This window comes from Pseudomonas fluorescens (genome assembly GCF_041354075.1).
Lineage (GTDB): Bacteria > Pseudomonadota > Gammaproteobacteria > Pseudomonadales > Pseudomonadaceae > Aquipseudomonas > Aquipseudomonas fluorescens_CE.
Map to the genome: position 1 here is coordinate 97,846 of NZ_JARZGC010000004.1, position 23,484 is coordinate 121,329.

The window sequence follows — 23,484 nt, forward strand, 5'->3', positions numbered from 1 at the left end:
CGCGATGAAGTTCTCGACATCAACTCAAAACCCACAGAGCTGACGCATCAGTTCGGTATCCAGATGCTGCTCCACCAGATCGGCCAGGCGCTCGATATCCCGCTCGCGCAGCTCGTGGTAATCCACCGCCTGCACCTCCTGTAAACCGGCCCAGCGCAACAGCGCACCGCACGCCGCCGGGGACTCGAACAGGCCATGCAGATAGGTGCCGAAAATCTGCCCGTCACCACTTTGCGCGCCATCGCAGCGCCCGTCGTCCAGGTGCACCGCAGCCTGCTCAAGGCCAGGCCCGGTGGTCACGCCGGCATGAATTTCATAGCCGCTGACCTCGGCATTCTCCAGTGCCAGTCTCCCGCGCACGTTGCGCAGTTGCTTGTCAGCTTCCAGTCGGGTTTCGAACGTCAGCAACCCCAGACCGGCACTGGACCCCGGCGCGCCTTCGAGGCCCAGGGGATCGTGCACCTGTTCGCCCAGCATCTGCAGGCCGCCGCAGATCCCCAGCACTTTCCCGCCGTAGCGCAGATGGCGGGCGATGGCGGTGTCCCAGCCACTGCCGCGCAGGTACGCCAGATCGCTGCGCACGCTTTTCGAGCCGGGAAGGATGATCAGGTCGGCGGCGGGAATCGCCTGCCCAGGGCCAATGAACTGCAGGTCCACTTGCGGGTGCAGGCGCAGCGGATCGAAATCGGTGTGGTTGCTGATGCGCGGCAGCACCGGCACCACGACTTTCAGCACCTGGTCAGCCTTGTCGGTCTGGCGTCGATCGATGCCGTCCTCCGCCTCCAGGTGCAGGTCCATCACGTAAGGCAAGACGCCGATCACCGGCTTGCCGGTGCGCGCCTCCAGCCAGTCGAGCCCCGGTTGCAGCAAGGCGAGGTCACCGCGAAAACGGTTGATGATAAAGCCCTTGACCCGTGCCTGTTCACTCGGTGACAGCAGTTCCAGCGTGCCCACCAAATGGGCGAAGACGCCACCACGGTTGATATCGGCGATCAGCAGCACCGGGCAATCCACCGCTTCGGCGAAGCCCATGTTGGCGATGTCGCCCGCACGCAGGTTGATCTCTGCCGGCGAGCCCGCCCCTTCGACCATGACCACCGGGTACGCCGCGCTCAGGCGCTGGTGCGAAGCCAGCACCGCTTGCATCGCGATGGCCTTGTAGTCGTGGTACGCCACCGCGTTCATCGTCGTGACCGCGCGGCCATGGATGATCACCTGGGCGCCGGTGTCGCTGTTGGGTTTGAGCAGCACCGGGTTCATGTCGGTGTGCGGCTGCAGGTAAGCGGCCTGGGCCTGAACGGCCTGCGCCCGGCCGATCTCGCCGCCGTCGGCCGTCACGGCACTGTTGAGCGCCATGTTCTGCGGTTTGAACGGCACGACACCGACACCCTGGCGCGTGACCCAGCGGCACAGCGCCGTCACCAGGGTGCTTTTACCGGCGTCGGAGGTCGTGCCCTGCACCATTAACGTGGTCATCGAACTTCCTTGGCAAAAGCCTCGAATGCCTGATCGAGGCGCAGCCAGTCAGCTTCCTCACCCGGCAGACCGAACCGCACGCTGCTGTTGTGGGTAAACAAACGCAGCAGGATGCCGCGCCGGGCCATGAACTCGTACAGCTCTTCGGCGCGTGGCGTGCTCAGCCACTGAAACAGGGCACAACCGCCCTGAGGTTTGAAACCGTGCTTTTCCAGCAAGGTCGCCAGGCGTTCACTGGCCACTTCGCTGCGTTGGCGTTGCTGCGCATGCGCCTCGGTGTCCCGCAGGCACGACTGCCCCAGCACCCGCGTCGGGCCGCTGACCGCCCAGGGCCCGACCTGCTCGGCGAGCAACTTGAGCAACTTGCGCTCGGCCAGGACAAACCCCAGGCGCACACCGGCCAGACCGAAGAACTTGCCGAATGAACGCAGGACCACCAGGCCGACCCGATGGGCAAAGGGCGCCAGGCTCAGGTGCGGCGTGTTGTCCATGAACGCTTCGTCCACCACCAGCCAGCCGCCGCGTTGGGCCAGCCGGGAATGCCAGTCGAGCAGACGCTCCGGCGTGAGGTGCAGGCCCGTCGGGTTGTTGGGATTGACCACCACCAGCACATCGAGGCTGTCGATGAAAAAGTCGACTTCCTGCTCCACTACTTCGCGCACGATGTAGCCGCTGCGGCGCCAGGCTTGCGCATGCTCGGCGTAACAGGGCGACAACACCCCGACCTTGCCCGCGCGCCGCAGGCGCGGCAACAACTGGATGGCCATTTGCGAGCCCGCCACCGGCAGCACCTGCGCGGTGCCGTAGTACTCGCAGGCGGCCTGCTCCAGACCGTCATCGGTTTCCGGCAATCGGGCCCAGGCACGCTGCGCAATCTCCGGGACCGCAAATGGCCAGGGCGCAAGGCCACTGGACAGGTCGAGCCAATCGGCTTCGGCAACGCCGTATTCGAGCGCCGCCTTGCGCAACCGTCCACCGTGTTCAAGCATAGAATTCAGTCCCCACGCACAGAATCAGCAGCCATAACCATACCCCGCGCTGGACCAATTGCCAGCCTCGATCAATGGCGTCGGCATCCGCCGGCACACCTTCGCCGAGTGGCGGGCGCTGGTGCAGTTCACCGTGATAGATCGCCGCCCCACCCAACTCGACCCCGAGCGCCCCGGCCCCCGCCGCCATGACCGGGCCGGCGTTCGGGCTGTCCCAGGTCGGCCCTTGCGTGCGCCAGCACTTCAAGGCGAGTCGGGTTTTGCCCAGCAGTGCGTAGGTCAAGGCCACCAGCCGGGCCGGAATGTAATTGAGCAGATCATCGATCTTCGCCGCCGCCCAGCCGAACCGTTCGAAGCGCTCGTTGCGATAGCCCCACATCGCGTCCAGCGTATTGCTCAGGCGGTAGAGCACCACACCGGGCGCACCGGCCACGGCGAACCAGAACAAGGCAGCGAACACCGCGTCGCTGCCGTTTTCCAGGACCGACTCGGTGGCGGCGCGGGCGACTTCGGTCGCGTCGAGCTCGCTGGTCTGGCGACTGACCAGATACCCGACACGCTGGCGCGCCAACTCCAGATCATCACTGCGCAAGGCCTTGGCCACCGGCTCGACGTGTTCACCCAGACTGCGCAGGCCGAGCGCGCAATACAGCGCGAGAATCTCGACGATCCAACCGACATAGGGCGCCCAGGAAAAAGCTGTGGCCAGCAGGGTCAGCGGTATCACTGCAATGACCCAGGCCGTGACACCGTGGCTGCGCCAGCCACGACCGCCACCGTTGAAACGTTGTTCGATGCGATCGGCAAATCCGCCGAACGCCACCAGCGGATGCCAGCGTTTGGGTTCACCCAGCAGCGCATCCAGCGCCACGGCGGCGACACTCAACAACGCCACACTCATTGACTCACTCCCCAGAAATTCTCATACAGCAGTTCGCTCAGCGGCCGCTCCTGCGCCCACCCTTCGAGGACCAGCATCGGCGCCGGGTAGAACTGCTCGACGGGCCCGAGGCACAGCACCGCCAGGGGTTTGGCCCCGGCGGGCAAGCCCAGCAGGTCGGCCAGTGCCTGTGGCTCGAACAACGACACCCAGCCCATGCCGAGCCCTTCGGCACGAGCGGCCAGCCACAGGTTCTGGATCGCGCAGGACAAGGAAGCCATGTCCATCTCCGGCAGGGTGCGGCGGCCGAAAATATGCCGCTCGCGGTCATCCATCAACGCGGCAACCAGCACCTCGGCGCAATCGTTGATCCCTTCGACTTTCAGTTTCATGAACTCGTCACTGCGCTCGCCGAGGGCTTGCGCGGTACGCACCCGCTCTTCTTCCACCAGCGACTGGATCTGGCCGCGCAGGCGGCGATCGCTGATGCGGATGAACCGCCAGGGCTGCATCAGGCCGACGCTGGGCGCCTGGTGCGCGGCTTCGAGCAGGCGCCGCAATTGCGCAGGCTCGACGCTGCCGCCGCTGAAATGGCGCATGTCACGGCGTTCGGCGATGGCTCGGTAGACGGCCGCGCGTTCGTCCTCGGAGAAGGCGTTGTCGCTCATGGCCGCTTCGCGAGCAGGCTCGCTCCCACAGACATGTGCATTTCTTCAGGTGATACACGGTCGATTGTGGGAGCTGGCTTGCCAGCGATGGCGGCTTCAAGGTCAGGCGCGAAAAGCGCGGCCACCGCCGACGGATTCGACGGAAAATAAAAATGCACATAAGAGGCAGTCATCCGCCCCTCGCGATAGACCGCCTCCGCACCGCGTCCACCGTTCGGGCTCTGGCCACGGGCAATCGGCGCCAGTTCAGTGGTGGTCAACGAATGGTGGTAGGTGTGTCCGCGCAGCGAACCTTCCGGCAATTCGACCGCCTGCAACGCCAGCGCCGCCAGGCGTTTCTGCATCACGGCATCCCCCGTCAGCAAGCCCACCAGCTCGGCGCGCGTGCCGTCGACATCGGTCAACGAGTCGAGCAGGTACAACATGCCGCCACACTCGGCCAGCAACGGCTTGCCCGCCGCGTGATGAGCGCGGATCGCCTCGAGCATCGAGGTATTGTGCGCCAGCGCCACATGGTGCAGTTCCGGGTACCCCCCCGGCAGATAGAGGCTGTCGCAGTCCGGCAGTTGCGCATCGCGGATCGGCGAGAAGAATGACAACTCGGCACCCATGGCCCTTAACAAGTCCAGGCTGGCGCCATAGGTGAACGCGAACGCTTCATCGCGCGCCACGGCAATGCGCACGCCAGCGAGCAACGGTTCGGCGACGACCACCTCTGGCGCGCCGAACTCCACGGCGGGCGGCAGCGCGACTTCGCAACTGCTGGCCAAGGCTTCGGCGGCGGCATCGAGGCGCAGATCGAGATCGTTCAGCTCGCTGGCCTGGACCAGCCCCAGGTGACGGCTCGGCAACTCGATCCCGGTTTCCCGGGACAGCGCGCCATACCAGCGCAAACCTTCGGTCAGGCTGCCTTCCAGCAATTGCGCATGGCGCAAGGTGCCGACCCGGTTGGCCAATACGCCGGCGAACGGCAGGTCCGCCTGATACTTCGCCAGGCCCAACGCCAGGGCGCCGAAGGTCTGCGCCATCGCCGTGCCGTCGATCACCCCGAGCACCGGCACACCGAAATGCCGCGCCAGATCGGCGCTGGACGGTGTGCCGTCAAACAGGCCCATGACGCCTTCGATGAGAATCAGGTCCGCTTCATCAGCCGCCTCCCACAACAGGCGACGACTTTCCTGCTCGCCGACCATCCACATGTCCAGTTGGTACACCGGCGCACCGCTGGCGCGCTCGAGGATCATCGGGTCGAGGAAATCCGGTCCGCACTTGAACACACGCACCTTGCGCCCCTGGTTGCGGTGCAAACGGGCCAGCGCAGCGGTGACGGTGGTCTTGCCCTGGCCGGAGGCCGGCGCGGCAATCAATACCGCCGGGCAATGACGTGGCTCACTCACAATTCGACGCCCTTTTGCGCTTTGATCCCGGCCTGGAAGGCGTGCTTGATCATGCCCATTTCGGTGACCGTGTCGGCCAGCTCGATCATCTCCGGTTTGGCGCCACGGCCGGTCACCACCACGTGCTGCATCGGTGGCCGCGCCTGCAGGTCGCCGAGCACCTGGTCGAGGTCGAGGTAGCCGTGCTTGAGGGCGATGTTCAACTCGTCCAGCACCACCAGGCCGATCGCCGGGTCGCGCAGCAGTTCGCGGGAAACCGTCCACGCGGCTTCTGCGGCGGCGATGTCGCGCTGGCGATCCTGGGTTTCCCAGGTAAAGCCTTCGCCCATCACGTGGAAACGCACCTGTTCCGGGAATCGACGGAAAAACATTTCTTCGCCGGTGCTGTTGCGGCCCTTGATGAATTGCACCACTCCGCATTGCATGCCGTGGCCCATGGAACGGGCGAGCATGCCGAACGCCGAGCTGCTCTTGCCTTTGCCGTTGCCGGTCAGCACCAACAGCAGGCCGCATTCATTCGGCGAGTTGGCGATGCGTTCGTCGATCACGGCTTTTTTACGCAGCATGCGCGCCAGATGGCGTTCGTCACGATCAGGGGTATCGGTCATGGGGAGCTCTCCGTTGAGGCTGAATAACGGCGGGCAGGCACAAGAACAGGTGGCAAGAAGCCTGACATCGCCCACCGTGATGCCACTGGATTGAATCAGGCCGGTCTCCGGGCTCATGAGCGGCATGACACCTGACTGCGCGCCTTCCCATGTCGCGATCGACACAGTGGCTCAAGGCGCAGCGTTCACTCATTTACCGTTGCGGGGGCAGCGCCGGGATCGTGCACGCACTCACCGGCTTCCCTGTTTCACTCTATCGACCAGGGTCATAGAGCACCTGAAACAAGCCGCGAAGGTTAGAGGGTTGGGGGTGGAGCGTCAATTAAAGCCGAGACGCCGCCGGGCGAATAACTGCCGCTGATCAATAAAATGACGCCAATCTTGTGCCATGCTTCCAGCAGTGATATCAAAGAGCCACAACCCCACATCACAAGAACAAGGGTGAGCCCCATGCAAGGCATGATCATCAGCAATCCGCGACTCGAATTCCTGCGCCCGCTGCTGGAACGCTGGTTTGACTGTATCGACCGCTACAACGCCGTGCGCGGCGACAACGACACGCCTTACTGGTACGACGAAAAAGCCAACCTGGGCCTGCTCTCCGCTGCCGCCTGGATGGCTGAAATGGTCACCTTGCAAAACACCCAGACCCGTAAACAGATCGAGGAAGGCGAACGCAACGCCCGCGCCGACCTGTTTATCGCATCCAGCGAGACACGGGCCTATCTGCAGGCAACGCAGCGCTGGCCACGGGTCAACGGCCTGAACCTGACGCAGGCCCTGGCCGAGATCACCAGCGACGCCAAGCGCATCAGCTACACCAGCGACCTGAAACTGGGCTGCCTGTTCGTCGCCCCACAAAAACCCCAGCACGGCGCCACGCCGGAAGAGCTGCAGGACATGGTCGACGACCTGCAGAAGGAGAATTCCTGCGCCGTGGCCTGGTATTTCCCCTACGCCTACCGCAAGTTGCACAACGAGGCGGGCAACTACCATCCAGGCATCGCGGTGCTGCTCAAGGAAGCCCGCGGCTGACTGGTTGAACCATCGCGGGTTTGCGCCTCTCTACTGATCAGGTCACTGCATTCATAGGGAAGATCAGTATGCGCAAGCCCCAGTTCGCTCTCGTCGTTGTGATCGCCGGCGGGCTCGCCGCTTGCGGTGAAACCTCCACCCTGCAAGTTTCCGACGGTACCGGTCCGTCGCCTCAATTACCGGAACCGAACAAGACCCTGTTCCCCACGATGAACATCGCCCCCGCCATCGGCTGGCCGGAGGGCACCAAACCCACGGCAGCGACAGGCACCCAGGTGGGCGCGTTTGCCGAGGGACTCGATCATCCGCGCTGGCTGTACGTGCTGCCCAATGGCGACGTGCTCGTCGCCGAAACCAACGCACCGCCCAAGCCCGATGACAACAAAGGCATCAAAGGCTGGGTCACGCAAAAAGTCATGAGCCGCGCCGGGGCCGGCGTTCCCAGCCCGAACCGCATCACCTTGTTGCGGGACAGCGACCATGACGGCATCGCCGAGACCCGCACGGTATTTCTGGAGCATCTCAATTCGCCCTTCGGCATGACGCTGGTCGGCAATGACCTGTATGTCGCTGATACCGACCGCTTGTTGCGTTTCCACTACGAAGAGGGCGACACGGCGATCAAGTCGCAACCGATCAAAGTGGTGGACCTGCCGGGTGGCACGTTGAATCACCACTGGACCAAAAACGTCATCGCCAGCCAGGACGGCAGCAAGCTGTACGTCACGGTAGGCTCCAACAGCAACGTTGCCGAAAACGGCATGGACAAGGAAGAAGGCCGCGCCGCGATCTGGGAAGTGGACCGCGCCACCGGCCATCACCGGATCTTCGCCTCAGGCCTGCGCAACCCCAATGGCATGGCCTGGGAACCGCAGAGCGGCGCCCTGTGGACAGCCGTCAACGAGCGCGATGAAATTGGCAGCGATCTGGTTCCGGACTACATCACCTCCGTCAAGGACGGTGCCTTCTATGGCTGGCCGTTCAGTTATTACGGTCAGCACATCGACGTGCGTGTCCAGCCGCAGAACGCGGACCTGGTCGCCAAGGCCATCGCGCCGGACTATGCAGTCGGCCCACATACCGCTTCGCTGGGCCTGACGTTTGCCGAAGGCAACACCCTGCCAGCGCCGTTCAAGGAAGGCGCATTCATCGGCCAGCACGGCTCGTGGAACCGCAAACCGCACAGCGGTTACAAGGTCATTTTCGTGCCGTTCAGCGCCGGTAAACCGCAAGGCGCACCGATTGACGTGCTCACCGGTTTCCTCAATGACAAGGAAGAAGCCATGGGCCGGCCGGTCGGCGTGGTGATAGACCGCCAGGGTGATCTGCTGGTGGCTGATGACGTAGGGAACAAGGTGTGGCGGGTGTCGGCGGCTAAATAGCGCTGCTCTCGCACAGATCGAAAGCGAATCAGGTTTTCAATACACCGCAGACCCGTGTGGGAGCGGGCTTGCTCGCGATAGCGGTGGGTCAGTCGGCATAGACTTCGACTGGAACTCCGCCATCGCGAGCAAGCCCGCTCCCACAATGGAGAGTGGAGGTCAGGGATTACGCGCCAGGTGCTCCGGTTGCAGGACACGTTTGGCGCTCAGGTAGGCTTTTTGCCAATAGGCCTTGGACAGGCTGTCGAGCTTGACTGTGCCGCCCGTGGCGGGTGCATGGACGAACCGGCCTTCACCGACATAGATCCCGGCATGGCTGACCTGTGAACCGCCATTGGTAGCGAAGAACACCAGATCACCACTTTGCAGCCCTTCCTGGCCAACATCGGCCGCTTGCATGCTGATCATTTCCCGCGTGGTGCGTGGCAGGGAGATGCCAGCGGCGTCGCGGTAGACGTAACCGATCAGACCGCTGCAGTCGAAGCCCGAATCCGGCGTGTTGCCGCCCCAGCGATACGGCGTACCTACCAGACCCAACGCGCGAAACAACACGTCCTCGGCTTCGGGCGAAGAAGGCTGTGTGGAATTGAAGACAATGGGTGCGCGGACTACCTGCGGGGGCGGTGTGCGGCTGGCGCAGGCGCTGAGCAGCGAGGCGAGGACCATGAGTGTGAGGCGGGCCGACATCGTCATAAGCAGAACATCCTGATCTGTCTGCGGCTGATTTCTGCCCGATCGGCAGAAAAGAAAACCGCCTGCGCAGAACGCAGGCGGTTTGCCATCAATAATGGATCAGATTCTAGCGCCTATGCGGCAAACTTCAAGTAAGACTTTAAGTTCACCATGTAACCTGTCCGGCTACTCCCTTGCGCAGGAGCCCGGGTCACCACAGGAAGTGGCGACCCATCGCCGCATTACTTGCGCGCGGTGACCACGGTCGGAGCCATGGCGAGTGCGCGCTTGGCTTCGATGAAGGTCTTGCTCCAGTAGCTGTCGCCCAGGCTGTCGACCCGGACACCACCGCTCTTGCGGCTGCTGGAGTGGATGAACTGGTTGTCGCCCAGGTAGATCCCGGCGTGACTGACACGACCGCGACGACCGTTGGTAGCGAAGAACAGCAGGTCACCCGGCTTGAGTGCGCTGCGGGACACCAGGGGCGCATCAACGTTGATCATTTCGCGAGTGGAACGTGGCAGGTTCATGCCGGCCTCTTCACGAAACAGGTAACCGATGAAACCACTGCAATCGAAGCCGGCTTCGGAGGTTCCACCGAAACGGTAGCGAGTACCGATCAGGGACATGCCGCGCTCAAGAATGCTGTCTGCCAGCACTGGAAGCTGATACGACTTGCCGTCGGCAAAGTTGGCCAGTTCCTTGTCGGTTTCCAGTTCTTGCTGGAAACGCTGGGACGAGGATTGTGCAGTGACCGGGTTGTTGCTGACCTGCTGTTGTGGAGCCTGCTCGGACACTGGGGAGTGGGCAGCGCAACCGAACAACAGGGTAACGAGTGCGAGAGGCACGAGGGGTGCGAAGCGCTTTAGCATGGGCACGACCGTGGCTGGATAGTTGTAAAGAAGCCGAGACTATGCCCGCTATCAACCTCATTTGCAAATTCAATCGAAACTTTTGTGACTTTTCGTTTTCGCGTCAACATCTAAGCGCTTAAGCCCCATTTAGACGCTTGCGCAGCCTGCACCCTGTAGGAAAGCGGGTTTACTGGCGCCTGAAATATGCCGGAAGCCGCGAAACACGCGGGTTTTACCAGCCCAATGTCTCTTTCAGGAACGGGATGGTCAGCTTGCGCTGAGCCTGAAGGGAGGCTTGATCAAGCTGCTCGAGGAGATCGAACAAGGCACTCATGCTGCGGGTGCCGCGAGTCAGGATGAAATGTCCGACTTCGTCGGTCAGGTGCAGACCACGGCGGGAGGCGCGCAACTGCAAGGCGCGCAATTTGTCCTCGTCGGACAGGGGGCGCATCTGGAAGATCAGCGCCAGGGTCAGGCGTGACTTGAGGTCGGCCAGCTTGACCGGCAATTCTCGCGGGGACGTCGAGGCCGCAATCAGCAGGCGCCGCCCGCTGTCCCGCAGGCGGTTGAAGAGATGGAACAGCGCCTCTTCCCAATCCGCGCGCCCGGCGACCGCCTGCAGGTCATCCAGGCAGACCAGTTCGTATTGTTCGAGATTGTCGAGAATTTCGACCCCGCGATCCATCAACTCCGCCAAGGGCAGGTACACCGCCGGCTCCCCCATCTGTTCGAAGCGCAGGCAGGCCGCCTGCAACAGATGCGTCCGCCCTACCCCATGCTTGCCCCAGAGGTAAATCAGGCTTTCGGTCCAGCCGGCGTCGGCTTCGCAAAGCCGCTCGACATAGCCGAGTGCAGCGGCATTGGCGCCGGGGTAGTAGTTGATAAAGGTGGCGTCATCACGCAGACGCACACCTAGGGGCAGCTGAATCGGTTTCATGCTGACTGAACAGTTCCAAATGAACCGTTAGTGGCCTCTGTGTAAAGTTTGCGAAGTTTATACCCGTGACGCTGGTCGCACAATGCGACAGACCATAAGCAAAATCAAAGGTTTGCGTTATTGCAACGGTTTCAGGGACGCCTCGACGGCGGCACATGTGACAGCCGCCCAACGGAGGGGACCCGCCCAGTTGTGCACCGGGCGACCCATCCACTGATCATTGCAGGCGCTAGAGCTCAGGATCATCGACACCGCTGTAGATATCCGAATCCTTGTACAGATCATGCACATGGCGCACCAGCACCATGATCACCGCGGCCACCGGCAGCGCCAGCAGCACCCCGGTGAAGCCGAACAGTTCGCCGCCGGCCAGGATGGCGAAGATCACCGCCACCGGATGCAGGCCGATACGATCGCCCACCAGCAATGGCGTAAGCACCATGCCCTCCAGCGCCTGCCCGACCATGAACACCGCGACGATGCCGATCATGGGATACAAGTCGCCACCGAATTGAAACAGACCGGCAATCAGCGCCGCACCAATCCCGATCACAAACCCCATGTACGGCACGATGGCCGCCAGGCCGGCGATCAGACCGATCAACAGCCCCAGCTCCAGCCCCACCAGCATCAGGCCGGCGGCGTAGATCACCCCCAGCGCGACCATCACCAGCAACTGCCCGCGCACGAACGCACCGAGCACCTCATGGCATTCGCCCGCCAGGCCGACAATGCGCTCTTCGCGATCACGCGGCAGCAGGCTGCGGATCTTGGCCATCATCAGGTCCCAGTCCCGCAACAGATAGAAACTCACCACCGGTATCAGCACCAGGTTGGCCAGCCAGCCGATCAACGCCAGGCTGGAAGCGGTCGCCTGACTCAGGACCACACCCACGATGTCGGTGGTCTGCCCCATGTGTTCGCTGATGGCGGATTTGACCTTGTCGAACTTCCAGAAGCCGTCCGACAGGCCGAACTTCGATTGCGCCCACGGCAGCGCGGTGTGCTGCAGCCAGTCGAGCATCTGCGGTGCCAGCTCGTACAAGCGAAACAGCTGCTTGGCGAGCATGGGCACCAGCACCAGCAGCAAGGTGGTGAAGATCAGCGTGAACAGCGCGAACACCGTCACCACGCCCCAGGTCCGGGACAACCCGGCCTTTTCAAGCCGATCCACCAGCGGGTCGAACAGATACGCCAACAGCAGCGCCACCAGGAATGGCGTCAGAATCGGATGCAACAGCCAGATAAACACGCCGAGCAGAACCACCCCGCCCAACCAGAACCAACGCCGCGTATCGGCCATGTACCGCTCCATCTGCATGTATATAAAGAAAGAAAACCTTACCAACGGAAACGCAGTTGCGGCACCGGAGCCGGCGCAGGTGCCGCGACAGGCGCCGTACCTTCGGCCACAGGTTGCACAGGCGCCGCCGGAGCCGGCGCCTCACCCGCCGCGACCTCCTGCAATTTCGCCAGCGACAACTGCGAGCGCAACTGCTCGGCGCTGCCATTGACCCGGTACAGAATGCGGTCAGCGTCGACATTCACCAGGCGCGCACCAAAGGGCTCCAGCAAACGCCCGAGCGTCGCGTAACGTTCCAGATTCATGCCTTGCACTTCCAGCAACTGCTCGCCCGCAGCCCCCGGCTTGACCACAAACCGCGGCGCCAGCCGCTGATTGACCGCCAGCATCACCGCGTCGGCCACTGCGGCCTGATCCGCGCCCTGGACACTGCCCGCTTCCTTCTGATCACCCAGCCACAGGTGCCACTTGGCTTGCCATTGCCCACCGTCTTCACGGGCATGCACCGCCAGCAGCGCATCGGCGTTGTAACGGTCCGATGCCTCACGCAACGGAGCGGCATCGGTGCCTTCAAGGTTCGGCGCCGTGGCCACCAGTTGCTCGCTCAGGTCCGCCAGCGGCAGACGCAACGGCAGACCCCGATGCTGCGCGGCACGCCGCAGCGGCTCGGCGCTGGCCTGGCCATCGCCCACCAGACTCGAGCCTTCGGTTGAGTCATTCAGCCACCAGGTCAGGATCGATGGCCTATTTGCGCCCCACAATGACAGCCCGGCGCGACGCAGTGCCTGCCCGGTACTGGCCGGGTCGAAATCGACCTTCAACACTTCCGGCGGGCCAGCCTCGAAACCGTACTGGCTGATGATTTGTTGAGGATCCTTGCGAATCTCGGCCAGGCCCGGGCTCTGCGCGGCCTTGGCATCGCCGGTCAGGCGCAGCACCAGGGTATCGAGCGCGCGTTGGGTGGCCTGATCACGCTCATTCGGTGATTGGCTGGTGACCGGCTCACGCACCAGATAAAGGCTTTTGACCGTTTCGGCATGACTCGCCAAGCTGACCAGGGACAGACAACCCACGAACAATGATCTGAAAAAACGCATGAAGGATTCCTGACGACAAGAGCGGCTGGAACTGACCGCATGAAGACAATCGAGCAAGGCTGTGACCATTGCCCGACGCAAAACATTCACCCATCCGGGATATGTTTTTCGCACACCTATTACGATAGACGGTTAATAGCCCCACCTTATATGGACACGGCCCGGGCGACAGCGCTTTTTTTGTGTCGATATGCCCCTGCTGTCGGCCTGAGGATGGCCGCTGCTGCTCAAGCCTGATAAAATCGCGCGCCTTCGCAGACCGGCAACAGCCGGGGCCCTGAAATCCGCGCACGGCAGATGCCCTTCGTTTTTTCGGCGGTCCCACTGGACTCGGTCGTTACCCCCTGAATCCCCCCTAAAGGCCTGGATCATGAGCAAGCAACCCTCCCTGAGCTACAAGGACGCCGGTGTAGACATCGACGCCGGTGAAGCATTGGTCGAACGCATCAAGAGCGTCGCCAAGCGCACTGCGCGCCCGGAAGTCATGGGCGGCCTGGGCGGTTTTGGCGCCCTCTGCGAAATCCCGGCCGGCTACAAGCAGCCTGTGCTGGTTTCCGGCACCGACGGCGTGGGCACCAAGTTGCGCCTGGCCCTGAACCTGAACAAGCACGACAGCATCGGCATCGACCTGGTCGCCATGTGCGTCAATGACCTGGTGGTCTGTGGCGCCGAGCCGCTGTTCTTCCTCGACTACTACGCTACCGGCAAGCTCAACGTCGACACCGCCGCTCAGGTCGTGACCGGCATCGGCGCTGGCTGCGAACTGTCCGGCTGCTCTCTGGTCGGCGGCGAAACCGCTGAAATGCCTGGCATGTATGAAGGCGAAGACTACGACCTGGCCGGTTTCTGTGTCGGCGTCGTGGAAAAATCCGAAATCATCGACGGCTCCAAAGTGGCGGCTGGCGATGCCCTGCTCGCCCTGCCCTCTTCCGGCCCGCACTCCAACGGCTACTCGCTGATCCGCAAGATCATCGAAGTGTCCGGTGCAGAGATCGAGAACACCCAGCTCGACGGCAAACCGCTGACCGACCTGCTGATGGCCCCGACCCGCATCTACGTCAAGCCGCTGTTGAAGCTGATCAAGGAAACCGGCGCGGTCAAGGCCATGGCCCACATCACCGGTGGCGGTCTGCTGGACAACATCCCGCGCGTGCTGCCAAAAGGTGCTCAAGCCGTGGTCGACGTCGCGAGCTGGACCCGCCCAGCCGTCTTCGACTGGCTGCAGGAGAAAGGCAACGTCGACGAAAACGAAATGCACCGCGTGCTCAACTGCGGCGTCGGCATGGTGATCTGCGTTGCGCAGGAGCACGTTGAAAGCGCGTTGAACGTTCTGCGTGAAGCTGGCGAGCAGCCATGGGTCATCGGCCAGATCTCCACCGCTGCCGAAGGCGCGGCTCAGGTTGAACTGAAGAACCTCAAGGCGCACTGATGTCCCAGCCCTGTGATGTCGTGGTGCTGTTGTCCGGCACCGGCAGTAACTTGCAGGCCCTGATCGACAGCACGCGGACCGGCGACAGCCCGGTCCGCATCGCCGCGGTGATTTCCAACCGCGCCGACGCCTACGGCCTGCAACGCGCCAGGGACGCAGGCATCGCCACCCGCTCCCTGGATCACAAGGCATTCGACGGCCGCGAGGCCTTCGATGCCGCCCTGATCGAACTGATCGACGCCTTCAACCCCAAACTGGTCGTCCTGGCCGGTTTCATGCGCATCCTCAGTGCCGGCTTTGTCCGCCACTACACGGGCCGCCTGCTCAACATCCATCCCTCGCTGCTGCCCAAATACAAAGGGTTACACACCCACCAGCGTGCGCTGGAGGCCGGCGACACGGTGCACGGCTGTTCCGTGCACTTCGTCACCGAGGAACTCGATGGCGGACCACTGGTCGTACAGGCAGTAATACCGGTAGAGTTGCACGATTCGCCGCACAGTCTGGCCCAGCGAGTCCACACCCAGGAACACCTGGTCTACCCGATGGCCGTACGCTGGTTTGCCGAAGGTCGTTTATCGCTCGGTGAACAAGGTGCTTTACTGGACGGCCAGTTACTCGCGGCCAGCGGCCACTTGATTCGAACCTAGGAGATTTTATGCGTCGTGCCCTGCTGTTCGCCTGCGCTCTGCTCGCCCTGCCTTTCGCACAGGCCGCAGAGCTTCAACCTTTCTCCGCCAGCTACACCGCCGACTGGAAACAGCTGCCCATGAGCGGCACTGCCGAGCGCAGCCTCACCAAGGAAGCCAACGGCGTCTGGAAACTCAGCTTCAAGGCGTCGATGATGATCGCCAGCCTGTCCGAGGAAAGCACCCTGACCCTGGACAAGGACACCCTGCTGCCGCAGTCCTATCACTTTGAACGTGGCGGCCTGGGTAAAGCCAAGAAAGCCGACCTGGACTTCGACTGGACCGCCAAGAAGGTCACCGGTACCGACCGCGGCGACGCCGTGAACATCCCGCTCAACCGCGGCATGGTCGACAAATCCACCTACCAGTTGGCATTGCAGCATGATGTGGCCGCCGGCAAGAAGAGCATGAGTTATCAGGTGGTCGATGATGGTGAAGTCGATACTTATGACTTCCGCGTGCTGGGTTCGGAGAAGGTCGACACCAAGGCCGGCCAGATCGACGCAATCAAGGTCGAGCGCGTGCGCGACCCGACACAAAGCAAACGCATCACCGTGTTGTGGTTCGCCAAGGACTGGGATTACCTGCTGGTCCGCCTGCAACAGGTCGAGACCGACGGCAAGGAGTACAACATCATGCTCCTCGACGGCAAGGTCAACGGCAAGACCGTCAAAGGCAACTGATCCAAACGGGCCCCGCAAACGCGGGGCTTTTTTTCACCTGCACCGACCCTCCTGCAATTGATTGCCCCCACACCGCTACCGGGCTGACGACGCGGCAGAACTGCGCGGCAGGACACCGAGGAAATTGTCCCTCGCGACCTTTCTGGCGACGTCCTCAGGCAAAGCGTCGAGAAACGGGTCAAAGCCGTGCAGCTCATTGCCCAGCTTGTTGAAGCGCCCCACCACGTCCGATCCGATCATGAAGCGCTCAGGAAAACGCTCTACCAGCGCCAGCCATTCAGGCCGCGGCTTGCCCTGCTCGTCCAGCAGATAGGGCGTCAGCAAGCTCCAGGACAGGTCGATGAACAGATTGGGATAGGCCTCCAGCATCCGGGTCAGGGTGGGCAGCAGGAATTCCAGCCGGGTCTGGTGCCGATGGATCTCCGCACTGGTGCCCGCGTGTGCCCAGATGAAACGGGTATGCGGATGGTTGCGCAGCGGTTCTTCGATTTCCGCCAGATAGAGCGGGTTTCGCTCGCGCTTGGAGGTGATGTTCGAATGCACCATCACCGGCAGATCGTTTTCGGCGGCCAGGTGATAGATGCGCGTCATTGCCTCGTTGTTGGCCCGTGGCGTGTCGCCGGAAGTCAACGCGGTCAGGTCGTCATGGCGGGTGAAGACTTCGCCGATGCCCTGCCAGAGGCCCGGGTTGAGGTCGAGCATGCGCTGGATATGCGCGGCGGAGTTTTTGTCGTTGGGGTTGAAGCCGGACAGGAACGGGTGGAAGAACTGACGCTGCTGCGCAGGCAACGCATTGACTGCCGCCGCGACAAGGGTGTCGGTCGCGCTGTACCAATAGGCATCGGCGTCATCACCCGCGTAGTAGCGAGGTCGCTTCGGTTCGTCCTCATGCCATTTCTTGGCCACCGGAATGCCGGAAATCATCACATGTTCGATGCGATTGTCGGCCATGGCCTTGAGCAATTTCGGCATGCCTGCGGTTTCCTGAAAAAAATCCACGTAATGCAGGTGCGCATCGCTGTAGGCATATTCGCGAGCTTCAGCGCACGCACTGCACAACACCCACATCCAGGCAAGGCTCAAGCGGTTCAGGGGCACGGGCGATCTCCAGAGTCATGAACAGCGTAGACCCGGTACATCGGTCGGGGTTCACCGGCAAGAAAGTGGAACGCGTAACAGTCGGAATGCTCTATAACTGCGAGGTCTTTTTCGATAGAACGACTTTCCCCCGCCTGCGAGGTATCCCATGACCGTTACCGTCAATACCGTTTCCGCCGAAGGTTTTCGCCATAGCGTGGAAATCGATGAGCACGAACTCTTCGCCGATGTGCCGACGTCCGCTGGTGGCGAAGGCTCCGCACCGGAGCCCCATGATTATTTCGATGCGGCCCTGGGCACCTGCAAGGCCCTGACCCTGAAGCTTTATGCAAAGAAGAAGGACATCCCGCTGACCGGCGTCACCGTCGAGGTCAAGCGCGACAACAGCGAGGAACTCAAAGGCAAGTATGCCCTTCACGTCAAACTGACCCTCAAGGGCGTGCTGACCGACGCCCAGCGCGAGGAACTGCACCGCGTGGCCGACCGCTGCCCGATCCACAAGCTGATGACCACCACCGAGGTCAGCATCGAAACCCATCTGTCTGAAGGTGCCTTCAGCCAATAGCAGCAACCGCCGGGCAAGCGGGTTATGCTCCACGCGTCACCCGCTCAGCCTGGAACGCACCATGAACACTCCGCTCGTGATCCGCCCCCGCGCCGAAGATGTCGAAGGCCAACCGATTCTTCGCCCGCTGCCGTCAGCCAAATGCCGTAACGTCGGACCTTTCGTGTTTTTCGACCACATGCTCGAAACCCGCTATGACGCAGGCAAAGGCATGAACATCCGTCAACACCCGCACATTGGCCTGTCGACCCTGACGTACCTGTTCGAAGGCAGCGTCCAGCACAAGGACAGCCTCGGCTCCGACCAGGTGGTGCAAGCCGGCGACGTCAGCTGGATGACCGCCGGCAGCGCCATCGCCCACGTCGAGCGTACGCCCGAGGCCCTGAAAGCCAGCGGGTTCACCTTGCACGGCCTGCAGATCTGGCTGGCATCGCCCAGGGAGCATGAGCAGGGACCGGGGCATTACAGCCATCACCCGGCGGCCACGCTGCCGGTCAGCGATAACCTCGGGGTGAAGATCCGCATGATCGCCGGTTCGGGCTTTTGCCTGGAGTCTCCGGTGCCGGTGCTTTCTCCGACCCTGTATGCCGAATTGACCCTGCAAACCTCGACGACTTTGTTGATTCCTACCGAACACGAGGAACGCGCGTTGTATGTGTTGCAGGGTGACGTGCAACTGGAGGGCGAAACGGTGGAACCTCATTCCCTGGTGATTTTGCCTGCCGGGGAAGAAATGACCCTGTTTGCCGACAGCGATTGCCATGCGGTGTTGTTCGGCGGCGCACCGCTGGATGGGCCGCGCCGGATCAACTGGAATTTCGTGGCCAGCGATCCGGCAGCCATCGACGACGCACGCCGGCGCTGGGCGGCTGGGGACTGGCCGACGGTGCCGGGAGAAGTCGAGCGGATCGAGCTGCCTTAAGATTTTATGCGAGAGTGAAGGCGCTTTCGCGAGCAAGCCCGCCCCCACGGGTTGATCGCTTCCAAGTGTGGGAGCGGGCTTGCTCGCGAAGGGGCCCGATCAGAATCCGCCCATAAAAAAACCCGCCGAAGCGGGTTTTTTTTTACAACTCGATCAAGCCGACAGTTCAACCAGCAGCTTGTTGAGACGGCGCACATAGGCCGCCGGGTCCTTCAAGCTGTCGCCGGCCGCCAGGGCCGCTTGATCGAAGAGGATGTGCGACAGGTCGCCGAAACGCTCTTCGCTCTGCTCGCCGTCCAGCTTTTCGATCAGCGGGTGAGCCGGGTTGAATTCGAAGATCGGCTTCGAATCGGGGACCTTCTGCCCGCTGGCTTCAAGGATCTGGCGCATCTGCAAGCCCAGGTCCTGTTCGCCGATGGCCAGGATGGCCGGCGAGTCGGTCAGGCGATGGGAAACCCGCACTTCGGCAACGGAGTCGCCCAGTGCCGTTTTCAGACGCTCAACCAGACCTTCCTTGGACTTGGCGACTTCCTCGGCAGCTTTCTTGTCTTCTTCCGAATCCAGATTACCCAGGTCGAGGTCACCACGAGCCACATCGACGAAGCTCTTGCCGTCGAACTCGCTGAGGTAGCTCATCAGCCACTCGTCGATGCGGTCGGTCAACAGCAGCACTTCGATGCCTTTCTTGCGGAAGACTTCCAGGTGCGGGCTGTCCTTGACGGCCTCGAATTTCTCGCCAGTGAGGTAGTAGATCTTGTCCTGACCTTCCTTGGCGCGTGCCAGGTACTCGGTCAGGCCGACAACCTGCTCGCCGTCGGTGCCATTGGTCGATGCGAAACGCAACAGGCCGGCGATTTTTTCCTTGTTGGCGAAGTCTTCCGCCGGGCCTTCCTTCATGACCTGGCCGAAGTTCTTCCAGAAGCCCTTGTATTGCTCCGGCTCGTTCTTCGCCAGTTTTTCCAGCATGTCCAGTACGCGCTTGGTCAGCGCCGACTTCATCGAGTCGATGATCGGGTCTTTCTGCAGGATTTCCCGCGACACGTTCAGCGACAGGTCATTGGAGTCGACCACGCCCTTGATGAAGCGCAGGTACAGCGGCAGGAACGACTCGGCCTGGTCCATGACGAACACGCGCTGCACGTACAGCTTCAGGCCCTTCGGCGCTTCACGCTGATACAGGTCGAACGGCGCACGCGCCGGGACATAAAGCAGCGAGCTGTACTCGAGCTTGCCCTCAACCTTGTTGTGGCTCCAGCTCAGCGGGTTTTCGAAGTCGTGAGCGATGTGCTTGTAGAACTCCTGGTATTCCTCATCCTTCACTTCAGTACGAGGGCGAGTCCACAGGGCACTGGCGCGGTTGACGGTTTCCCACTCGACGGCCGGTTGCTCTTCGCCTTCGGCCGCAGTCACTTCCTTGGGCAACTCGATCGGCAGAGCGATGTGATCGGAGTATTTCTTGATGATGTTGCGCAGGCGCCAGCCATCGGCGAACTCGTCTTCACCGGATTTCAGGTGCAATACGATGCGTGTGCCGCGCTCAGCCTTCTCGACGGTGGCGACTTCAAAATCGCCTTCGCCTTTGGAGGACCAGTGCACGCCTTCGCTGGCGGACGCACCGGCACGGCGGCTGAACACGTCAACCTGGTCGGCCACGATGAACGCCGAGTAGAAACCCACACCAAACTGACCGATCAGGTGCGAATCCTTCTTCTGGTCGCCCGACAGGTTTTTCATGAAGTCGGCGGTGCCCGACTTGGCGATGGTGCCCAAGTGGGTGATCACGTCTTCACGGCTCATGCCAATGCCGTTATCTTCGAGGGTGACGGTTTTTGCGTCCTTGTCGAAGCTCACACGGATTTTCAGTTCGGCGCCACCTTCCAGCAACTCAGGCTTGGACAGGGCTTCGAAACGTAATTTGTCGACAGCGTCGGAGGCGTTCGAGATCAATTCGCGAAGGAAGATTTCCTTGTTGGAATACAGCGAATGGATCATGAGGTGCAGCAGCTGCTTCACCTCGGTCTGGAAGCCCAGGGTTTCCTTTTGAGTTTCCACACTCATGGTCATCAAACTCCAATCAGATGGCAGTGGCCGCGAACCACAGCGGTTGGCGGCGGGTTGTCATCAAAGTTGGGGGCGGTGATCAGGATTTCAAGGGCTCATCGACCTTGAAATGGGCGCGCGCCGTGGCGATGGGGTCGGCTTCGGTGGTTTGCCAGGCGGTCACAGCCACGTTGGCGACGCGGCGCCCCTGGCGGCAGACCTGACACCGGGCCCAGGTGTCGCGAAACTGCCCGGCACGCAGGTAATCCAGCGAAAAGTCGATGATTTTCGGCACCTGCGGCGCGCCCGTGAGGATCAGCAAATGCAGGGCGGCCGCCAGCTCCATGAACCCGGCAATCACCCCGCCATGGATCGCCGGCAATAAAGGGTTACCAATGTTGTCCTTGTTCGCCGGCAGACGAAACAACAACTCATCGCCGACCCTGGAGCACTCGACGCCGATCAACCGGGCGTAGGGAATCAGCTGCAACAGTGCAGCGTAGTCTCCGTCGTTGTGCGCCTGTTGCAGGTGTTCGCGCAGACTCTCGATCATTTCCCGCTCCCCGCGATGGCACCGCCCAGCCCCTTGGCGCCTTTGACCCCCTTGCCCATGCGCATGAACGTACCCACGACATGGGCGATGGGCTGCTCGGGATCGTCCTGATAGGCAAACCCGCGGGCGAAGATCACGTCCGTGGTGACCCGATAGCATTGGGAGAAGCCATAGATGTCCTTATGCGGTTCGGCGGCGTGCATGTAGTCGATGCGCAGGTCCAGGGTCGGGCACACTTCGAATTCAGGCAGCACGCAAAGTGTCGACATGCCGCAGGCCGTGTCCATCAACGATGTCAGCGCTCCGCCGTGGATGACGCCGGTCTGCGTATTTCCGACGATCTGCGGGCTGTACGGCAGAATCACGGTAAGACCGTCATTGCTGGCGCTATGCACCCGCAGTCCGAGCACCTGACAGTGTCGCAGCGCCGAGAGAAATCGCGTTGCACGCTCAAAAACAAGGTTTTCAGCCATAGGGTTACAACTCTAGGTAATTGTCGGACTGCGAGCTGGACGCTGTAGGAAAAAGTTCCATCAAACAGCGGACTTATATATCTGAACAATTCAAGGAACTTATGCAGCAGGCCTGTGCTCGAAAGGCCAAGTAGATGATTTCCATAAGGAGAAACACCCCATGCGTAAGACTTTAGCTATTGCCTTGATGTTGACCGCTTCCCTCGGTCTCGCTGCCTGCGACAAAAAATCCGAGGACAAAGCTCAAGATGCCCAGGAACATGCTGAGCAAGCCCAGCAAGATATGAACAAAGCTCAGGATAAAGTGAACGACGCTGCGAAAGAAAACGCCGAAGCTGCCAAAGCTCAGGCTGAATCGAACGAAGCCGCTGCAAAAGAAGCGCCTAAAAACTGAATCGGTTTTCAGCGCGAAAAGAAAACCCGCCTATTGCGGGTTTTCTTTTGTCTGGGATTCGCTCTGTTAGAGCAAAATAGTTCTAAAAGTCGGACTAATCATCAACAGTAGCGAACACACTAAACCGATCACCCACACCAGACTTCGCTGCCAGGCCAGATCACGCCAGTAACACAGCAAGTACAAGATGCGCGCAATCACGAAAATGATTGCCAGCGAATCAATCAGCCATCCCGCCGTCTGCGTGGTATGGGCCATCAGTACCCCCACCGCAAACAATATGAATGCCTCGATACTGTTCTGATGCGCCGCCACCGCCCGCGCGCCAAATCCCGTCAATTCTGCCTGTTGCTGCCTGGGCAGGTGATTGTTGTACCCCCCCTGCTCTTTCATCGCCTTGGTCACCGGCATGCGGGCGACGTAAATCAGCAGGGCACTGATAAACACGCACCAGAACGGAATACTCATCAAGCAGCCTCCTTGTTCGCTTCAGGCAATGGCGCCTCTGTAGGGGTATAGACCATCACGTCGAGCACGTCGGAATGAAATTCCCGACGATAGAGCACCAGCACCACGCCGGCGCTCATCAGCATGAACAGCCATGGGCTGATGAACCAGGCGAGCATGGTCATGCCGAAATAGTAGGAGCGCAGGCCAAAGTTGAACTGGTTGGCGGCCATCGAAATGACTCGCGCGGCACGGGCGGCAAAGGCCTTGCGTTCCTGTTCCGAGACGTGCCGCTCGCCGATCATCGGGGCCGACCCCACCAGGATCGCCGCGAAGTTGTACTGGCGCATGCACCAACTGAAGGTGAAGAACGCATAGACGAACACCAGCGCCAGGCACAGCAACTTGATTTCCGACATGCCCTGGGAGGCCTGTTGCACCATCGGGATATCGGCCAGCAACGACACCGCCCTTTCCGACGCGCCCAGCACCGTGAGAATACCGGCCAGGATAATCAGGGTACTGGAGGCGAAGAACGACGCGTTGCGCTCCAGATTGCCGATGACGCTGGCATCGGCAATGCGGTTGTCACGCAGCAGCATGCGGCGCATCCAGTCTTCACGGTACAGGTGCAGCACACTGGCCAGACACGCCGTATCACGGCCTTTCCACGTCGCATAACGGGTGTAGCCACCCCAGCAGATGACGAACCAGGCGGCGGCAATAATGTGGATCAGGTTGGCTTGGATGAACGACATGCAGGTCCTTGTGATGAGTTTATGGTGCACATAATCCCTGTGGGAGCGGGCTTGCTCGCGAAGAGGCCCCTTCAGGCAACCTGTGTATTGAATGTTATGCCCTCTTCGCGAGCAAGCCCGCTCCCACACTTGATG

Annotated in this window: 25 protein-coding genes and 1 riboswitch; of the genes, 8 read left to right on the forward strand and 17 right to left on the reverse strand. The window is 61.6% G+C overall.

Translation table 11 applies throughout. The annotated features are described in order from the left end of the window. Positions 1-24: 24 nt before the first annotated feature. Genes QIW53_RS06500 through cobO form a run of 6 tightly spaced genes read right to left on the reverse strand, consistent with a single transcriptional unit; the run spans position 25 to position 6,018 of the window. Positions 25-1,476: a cobyric acid synthase gene (locus tag QIW53_RS06500; RefSeq protein ID WP_371048818.1), complete on the reverse strand. Its 1,452-nt coding sequence runs from the start codon at positions 1,474-1,476 to the stop codon at positions 25-27. Next, complete coding sequence (gene cobD, locus QIW53_RS06505; RefSeq protein WP_371048819.1) at positions 1,473-2,465, reverse strand: threonine-phosphate decarboxylase CobD; 993 nt, start codon at positions 2,463-2,465, stop codon at positions 1,473-1,475. Before cobD ends, QIW53_RS06500 begins: the two co-directional genes overlap by 4 nt. Beyond that, on the reverse strand, positions 2,458-3,366 hold the full coding sequence (gene cbiB, locus QIW53_RS06510) for an adenosylcobinamide-phosphate synthase CbiB (RefSeq protein WP_371048820.1): 909 nt from the start codon (positions 3,364-3,366) through the stop codon (positions 2,458-2,460). Before cbiB ends, cobD begins: the two co-directional genes overlap by 8 nt. After that, a complete protein-coding gene (gene bluB, locus QIW53_RS06515) occupies positions 3,363-4,013 on the reverse strand; it encodes a 5,6-dimethylbenzimidazole synthase (protein ID WP_371048821.1) in 651 nt (216 codons plus the stop codon). Before bluB ends, cbiB begins: the two co-directional genes overlap by 4 nt. Next, positions 4,010-5,410 carry a cobyrinate a,c-diamide synthase gene (locus tag QIW53_RS06520; RefSeq protein WP_371048822.1) on the reverse strand — a complete coding sequence of 467 codons (1,401 nt, stop codon included), beginning with the start codon at positions 5,408-5,410 and terminating at the stop codon, positions 4,010-4,012. The genes bluB and QIW53_RS06520 overlap by 4 nt, the downstream gene beginning before the upstream one ends. Then, positions 5,407-6,018 carry a cob(I)yrinic acid a,c-diamide adenosyltransferase gene (cobO, locus tag QIW53_RS06525; protein WP_371048823.1) on the reverse strand — a complete coding sequence of 204 codons (612 nt, stop codon included), beginning with the start codon at positions 6,016-6,018 and terminating at the stop codon, positions 5,407-5,409. The genes QIW53_RS06520 and cobO overlap by 4 nt, the downstream gene beginning before the upstream one ends. Before the next feature lie 81 nt (positions 6,019-6,099). After that, positions 6,100-6,314: riboswitch (cobalamin riboswitch) on the reverse strand. 154 nt (positions 6,315-6,468) lie between these two features. Between cobO and QIW53_RS06530 the strand changes: the two genes are divergently transcribed. Together QIW53_RS06530 and QIW53_RS06535 are read left to right on the forward strand one after the other, a co-directional pair. Further along, positions 6,469-7,053: a hypothetical protein gene (locus QIW53_RS06530; protein ID WP_371048824.1), complete on the forward strand. Its 585-nt coding sequence runs from the start codon at positions 6,469-6,471 to the stop codon at positions 7,051-7,053. A gap of 68 nt (positions 7,054-7,121) precedes the next feature. Then, a complete protein-coding gene (locus QIW53_RS06535) occupies positions 7,122-8,435 on the forward strand; it encodes a PQQ-dependent sugar dehydrogenase (protein WP_371048825.1) in 1,314 nt (437 codons plus the stop codon). 159 nt (positions 8,436-8,594) lie between these two features. Here QIW53_RS06535 and QIW53_RS06540 read toward each other — a convergent pair whose 3' ends face one another. The 5 genes from QIW53_RS06540 to QIW53_RS06560 all read right to left on the reverse strand — a co-directional run bounded on the left by QIW53_RS06540 (position 8,595) and on the right by QIW53_RS06560 (position 13,298). Further along, positions 8,595-9,128, reverse strand: coding sequence for a C40 family peptidase (locus QIW53_RS06540; RefSeq protein ID WP_371048826.1), 534 nt, complete (start codon positions 9,126-9,128; stop codon positions 8,595-8,597). 221 nt (positions 9,129-9,349) lie between these two features. Continuing rightward, entirely contained in the window at positions 9,350-9,979 is a 630-nt protein-coding gene (locus tag QIW53_RS06545; RefSeq protein WP_371048827.1) for a C40 family peptidase, read from the reverse strand. A gap of 214 nt (positions 9,980-10,193) precedes the next feature. Then, a complete protein-coding gene (gene hda, locus QIW53_RS06550; RefSeq protein WP_371048828.1) occupies positions 10,194-10,898 on the reverse strand; it encodes a DnaA regulatory inactivator Hda in 705 nt (234 codons plus the stop codon). 229 nt (positions 10,899-11,127) lie between these two features. Further along, positions 11,128-12,201: an AI-2E family transporter gene (locus QIW53_RS06555; RefSeq protein WP_371048829.1), complete on the reverse strand. Its 1,074-nt coding sequence runs from the start codon at positions 12,199-12,201 to the stop codon at positions 11,128-11,130. Between the two features lie 38 nt (positions 12,202-12,239). Continuing rightward, positions 12,240-13,298 carry a DUF2066 domain-containing protein gene (locus tag QIW53_RS06560; RefSeq protein ID WP_371048830.1) on the reverse strand — a complete coding sequence of 353 codons (1,059 nt, stop codon included), beginning with the start codon at positions 13,296-13,298 and terminating at the stop codon, positions 12,240-12,242. A gap of 370 nt (positions 13,299-13,668) precedes the next feature. Between QIW53_RS06560 and purM the strand changes: the two genes are divergently transcribed. The 3 genes from purM to QIW53_RS06575 are packed head-to-tail and all read left to right on the forward strand — an operon-like array spanning position 13,669 to position 16,099. Next, entirely contained in the window at positions 13,669-14,727 is a 1,059-nt protein-coding gene (gene purM / locus QIW53_RS06565; protein ID WP_371048831.1) for a phosphoribosylformylglycinamidine cyclo-ligase, read from the forward strand. Further along, on the forward strand, positions 14,727-15,377 hold the full coding sequence (gene purN, locus QIW53_RS06570; RefSeq protein WP_371048832.1) for a phosphoribosylglycinamide formyltransferase: 651 nt from the start codon (positions 14,727-14,729) through the stop codon (positions 15,375-15,377). The genes purM and purN overlap by 1 nt, the downstream gene beginning before the upstream one ends. Positions 15,378-15,385: 8 nt before the next feature. Continuing rightward, positions 15,386-16,099, forward strand: a complete 714-nt coding sequence (locus QIW53_RS06575) for a DUF3108 domain-containing protein (RefSeq protein WP_192302058.1) — start codon at positions 15,386-15,388, stop codon at positions 16,097-16,099. A 75-nt stretch (positions 16,100-16,174) separates the two neighbouring features. On the opposite strand, the gene QIW53_RS06580 is transcribed toward QIW53_RS06575, so the two are convergent. Further along, positions 16,175-17,167, reverse strand: coding sequence for an amidohydrolase family protein (locus QIW53_RS06580; protein ID WP_371049078.1), 993 nt, complete (start codon positions 17,165-17,167; stop codon positions 16,175-16,177). A 178-nt stretch (positions 17,168-17,345) separates the two neighbouring features. Between QIW53_RS06580 and QIW53_RS06585 the strand changes: the two genes are divergently transcribed. After that, positions 17,346-17,762, forward strand: coding sequence for an OsmC family protein (locus tag QIW53_RS06585; RefSeq protein ID WP_371048833.1), 417 nt, complete (start codon positions 17,346-17,348; stop codon positions 17,760-17,762). 61 nt (positions 17,763-17,823) lie between these two features. Further along, on the forward strand, positions 17,824-18,684 hold the full coding sequence (locus tag QIW53_RS06590) for a pirin family protein (protein WP_371048834.1): 861 nt from the start codon (positions 17,824-17,826) through the stop codon (positions 18,682-18,684). Between the two features lie 153 nt (positions 18,685-18,837). Here the strand turns inward: QIW53_RS06590 and htpG are convergent, their stop codons facing one another. The 3 genes from htpG to QIW53_RS06605 all read right to left on the reverse strand — a co-directional run bounded on the left by htpG (position 18,838) and on the right by QIW53_RS06605 (position 21,750). Next, a complete protein-coding gene (gene htpG, locus QIW53_RS06595; protein ID WP_371048836.1) occupies positions 18,838-20,742 on the reverse strand; it encodes a molecular chaperone HtpG in 1,905 nt (634 codons plus the stop codon). An 82-nt stretch (positions 20,743-20,824) separates the two neighbouring features. Continuing rightward, positions 20,825-21,277 (reverse strand): PaaI family thioesterase, encoded by a 453-nt coding sequence (locus tag QIW53_RS06600; protein WP_371048838.1) that lies wholly within the window; start codon positions 21,275-21,277, stop codon positions 20,825-20,827. Further along, positions 21,274-21,750 carry a PaaI family thioesterase gene (locus QIW53_RS06605; protein WP_371048839.1) on the reverse strand — a complete coding sequence of 159 codons (477 nt, stop codon included), beginning with the start codon at positions 21,748-21,750 and terminating at the stop codon, positions 21,274-21,276. Before QIW53_RS06605 ends, QIW53_RS06600 begins: the two co-directional genes overlap by 4 nt. A 160-nt stretch (positions 21,751-21,910) precedes the next feature. On the opposite strand from QIW53_RS06605, the gene QIW53_RS06610 reads away from it, so the two are divergent. Further along, positions 21,911-22,144: a hypothetical protein gene (locus QIW53_RS06610; RefSeq protein ID WP_371048840.1), complete on the forward strand. Its 234-nt coding sequence runs from the start codon at positions 21,911-21,913 to the stop codon at positions 22,142-22,144. Positions 22,145-22,210: 66 nt separating this feature from the next. On the opposite strand, the gene QIW53_RS06615 is transcribed toward QIW53_RS06610, so the two are convergent. Together QIW53_RS06615 and QIW53_RS06620 are read right to left on the reverse strand one after the other, a co-directional pair. After that, complete coding sequence (locus tag QIW53_RS06615; RefSeq protein WP_371048841.1) at positions 22,211-22,612, reverse strand: MAPEG family protein; 402 nt, start codon at positions 22,610-22,612, stop codon at positions 22,211-22,213. Beyond that, a complete protein-coding gene (locus QIW53_RS06620) occupies positions 22,612-23,349 on the reverse strand; it encodes a DUF599 domain-containing protein (RefSeq protein WP_371048842.1) in 738 nt (245 codons plus the stop codon). The genes QIW53_RS06615 and QIW53_RS06620 overlap by 1 nt, the downstream gene beginning before the upstream one ends. Positions 23,350-23,484 lie beyond the last annotated feature (135 nt).

What these genes read in the sequence shown, in the direction of transcription:
- QIW53_RS06535 (WP_371048825.1), top strand. Translation starts at nt 7,122, where the DNA reads ATGCGCAAGCCCCAGTTCGCTCTCGTCGTTGTGATCGCCGGCGGGCTC.
- QIW53_RS06615 (WP_371048841.1), bottom strand. Translation starts at nt 22,612, where the DNA reads ATGAGTATTCCGTTCTGGTGCGTGTTTATCAGTGCCCTGCTGATTTAC.
- QIW53_RS06540 (WP_371048826.1), bottom strand. Translation starts at nt 9,128, where the DNA reads ATGACGATGTCGGCCCGCCTCACACTCATGGTCCTCGCCTCGCTGCTC.
- QIW53_RS06555 (WP_371048829.1), bottom strand. Translation starts at nt 12,201, where the DNA reads ATGGCCGATACGCGGCGTTGGTTCTGGTTGGGCGGGGTGGTTCTGCTC.
- QIW53_RS06620 (WP_371048842.1), bottom strand. Translation starts at nt 23,349, where the DNA reads ATGTCGTTCATCCAAGCCAACCTGATCCACATTATTGCCGCCGCCTGG.
- QIW53_RS06500 (WP_371048818.1), bottom strand. Translation starts at nt 1,476, where the DNA reads ATGACCACGTTAATGGTGCAGGGCACGACCTCCGACGCCGGTAAAAGC.
- cbiB (WP_371048820.1), bottom strand. Translation starts at nt 3,366, where the DNA reads ATGAGTGTGGCGTTGTTGAGTGTCGCCGCCGTGGCGCTGGATGCGCTG.
- purM (WP_371048831.1), top strand. Translation starts at nt 13,669, where the DNA reads ATGAGCAAGCAACCCTCCCTGAGCTACAAGGACGCCGGTGTAGACATC.
- htpG (WP_371048836.1), bottom strand. Translation starts at nt 20,742, where the DNA reads ATGAGTGTGGAAACTCAAAAGGAAACCCTGGGCTTCCAGACCGAGGTG.
- QIW53_RS06585 (WP_371048833.1), top strand. Translation starts at nt 17,346, where the DNA reads ATGACCGTTACCGTCAATACCGTTTCCGCCGAAGGTTTTCGCCATAGC.
- QIW53_RS06575 (WP_192302058.1), top strand. Translation starts at nt 15,386, where the DNA reads ATGCGTCGTGCCCTGCTGTTCGCCTGCGCTCTGCTCGCCCTGCCTTTC.
- bluB (WP_371048821.1), bottom strand. Translation starts at nt 4,013, where the DNA reads ATGAGCGACAACGCCTTCTCCGAGGACGAACGCGCGGCCGTCTACCGA.
- cobD (WP_371048819.1), bottom strand. Translation starts at nt 2,465, where the DNA reads ATGCTTGAACACGGTGGACGGTTGCGCAAGGCGGCGCTCGAATACGGC.
- purN (WP_371048832.1), top strand. Translation starts at nt 14,727, where the DNA reads ATGTCCCAGCCCTGTGATGTCGTGGTGCTGTTGTCCGGCACCGGCAGT.
- QIW53_RS06545 (WP_371048827.1), bottom strand. Translation starts at nt 9,979, where the DNA reads ATGCTAAAGCGCTTCGCACCCCTCGTGCCTCTCGCACTCGTTACCCTG.
- hda (WP_371048828.1), bottom strand. Translation starts at nt 10,898, where the DNA reads ATGAAACCGATTCAGCTGCCCCTAGGTGTGCGTCTGCGTGATGACGCC.
- cobO (WP_371048823.1), bottom strand. Translation starts at nt 6,018, where the DNA reads ATGACCGATACCCCTGATCGTGACGAACGCCATCTGGCGCGCATGCTG.
- QIW53_RS06590 (WP_371048834.1), top strand. Translation starts at nt 17,824, where the DNA reads ATGAACACTCCGCTCGTGATCCGCCCCCGCGCCGAAGATGTCGAAGGC.
- QIW53_RS06530 (WP_371048824.1), top strand. Translation starts at nt 6,469, where the DNA reads ATGCAAGGCATGATCATCAGCAATCCGCGACTCGAATTCCTGCGCCCG.
- QIW53_RS06560 (WP_371048830.1), bottom strand. Translation starts at nt 13,298, where the DNA reads ATGCGTTTTTTCAGATCATTGTTCGTGGGTTGTCTGTCCCTGGTCAGC.
- QIW53_RS06610 (WP_371048840.1), top strand. Translation starts at nt 21,911, where the DNA reads ATGCGTAAGACTTTAGCTATTGCCTTGATGTTGACCGCTTCCCTCGGT.
- QIW53_RS06605 (WP_371048839.1), bottom strand. Translation starts at nt 21,750, where the DNA reads ATGGCTGAAAACCTTGTTTTTGAGCGTGCAACGCGATTTCTCTCGGCG.
- QIW53_RS06580 (WP_371049078.1), bottom strand. Translation starts at nt 17,167, where the DNA reads ATGTGGGTGTTGTGCAGTGCGTGCGCTGAAGCTCGCGAATATGCCTAC.
- QIW53_RS06600 (WP_371048838.1), bottom strand. Translation starts at nt 21,277, where the DNA reads ATGATCGAGAGTCTGCGCGAACACCTGCAACAGGCGCACAACGACGGA.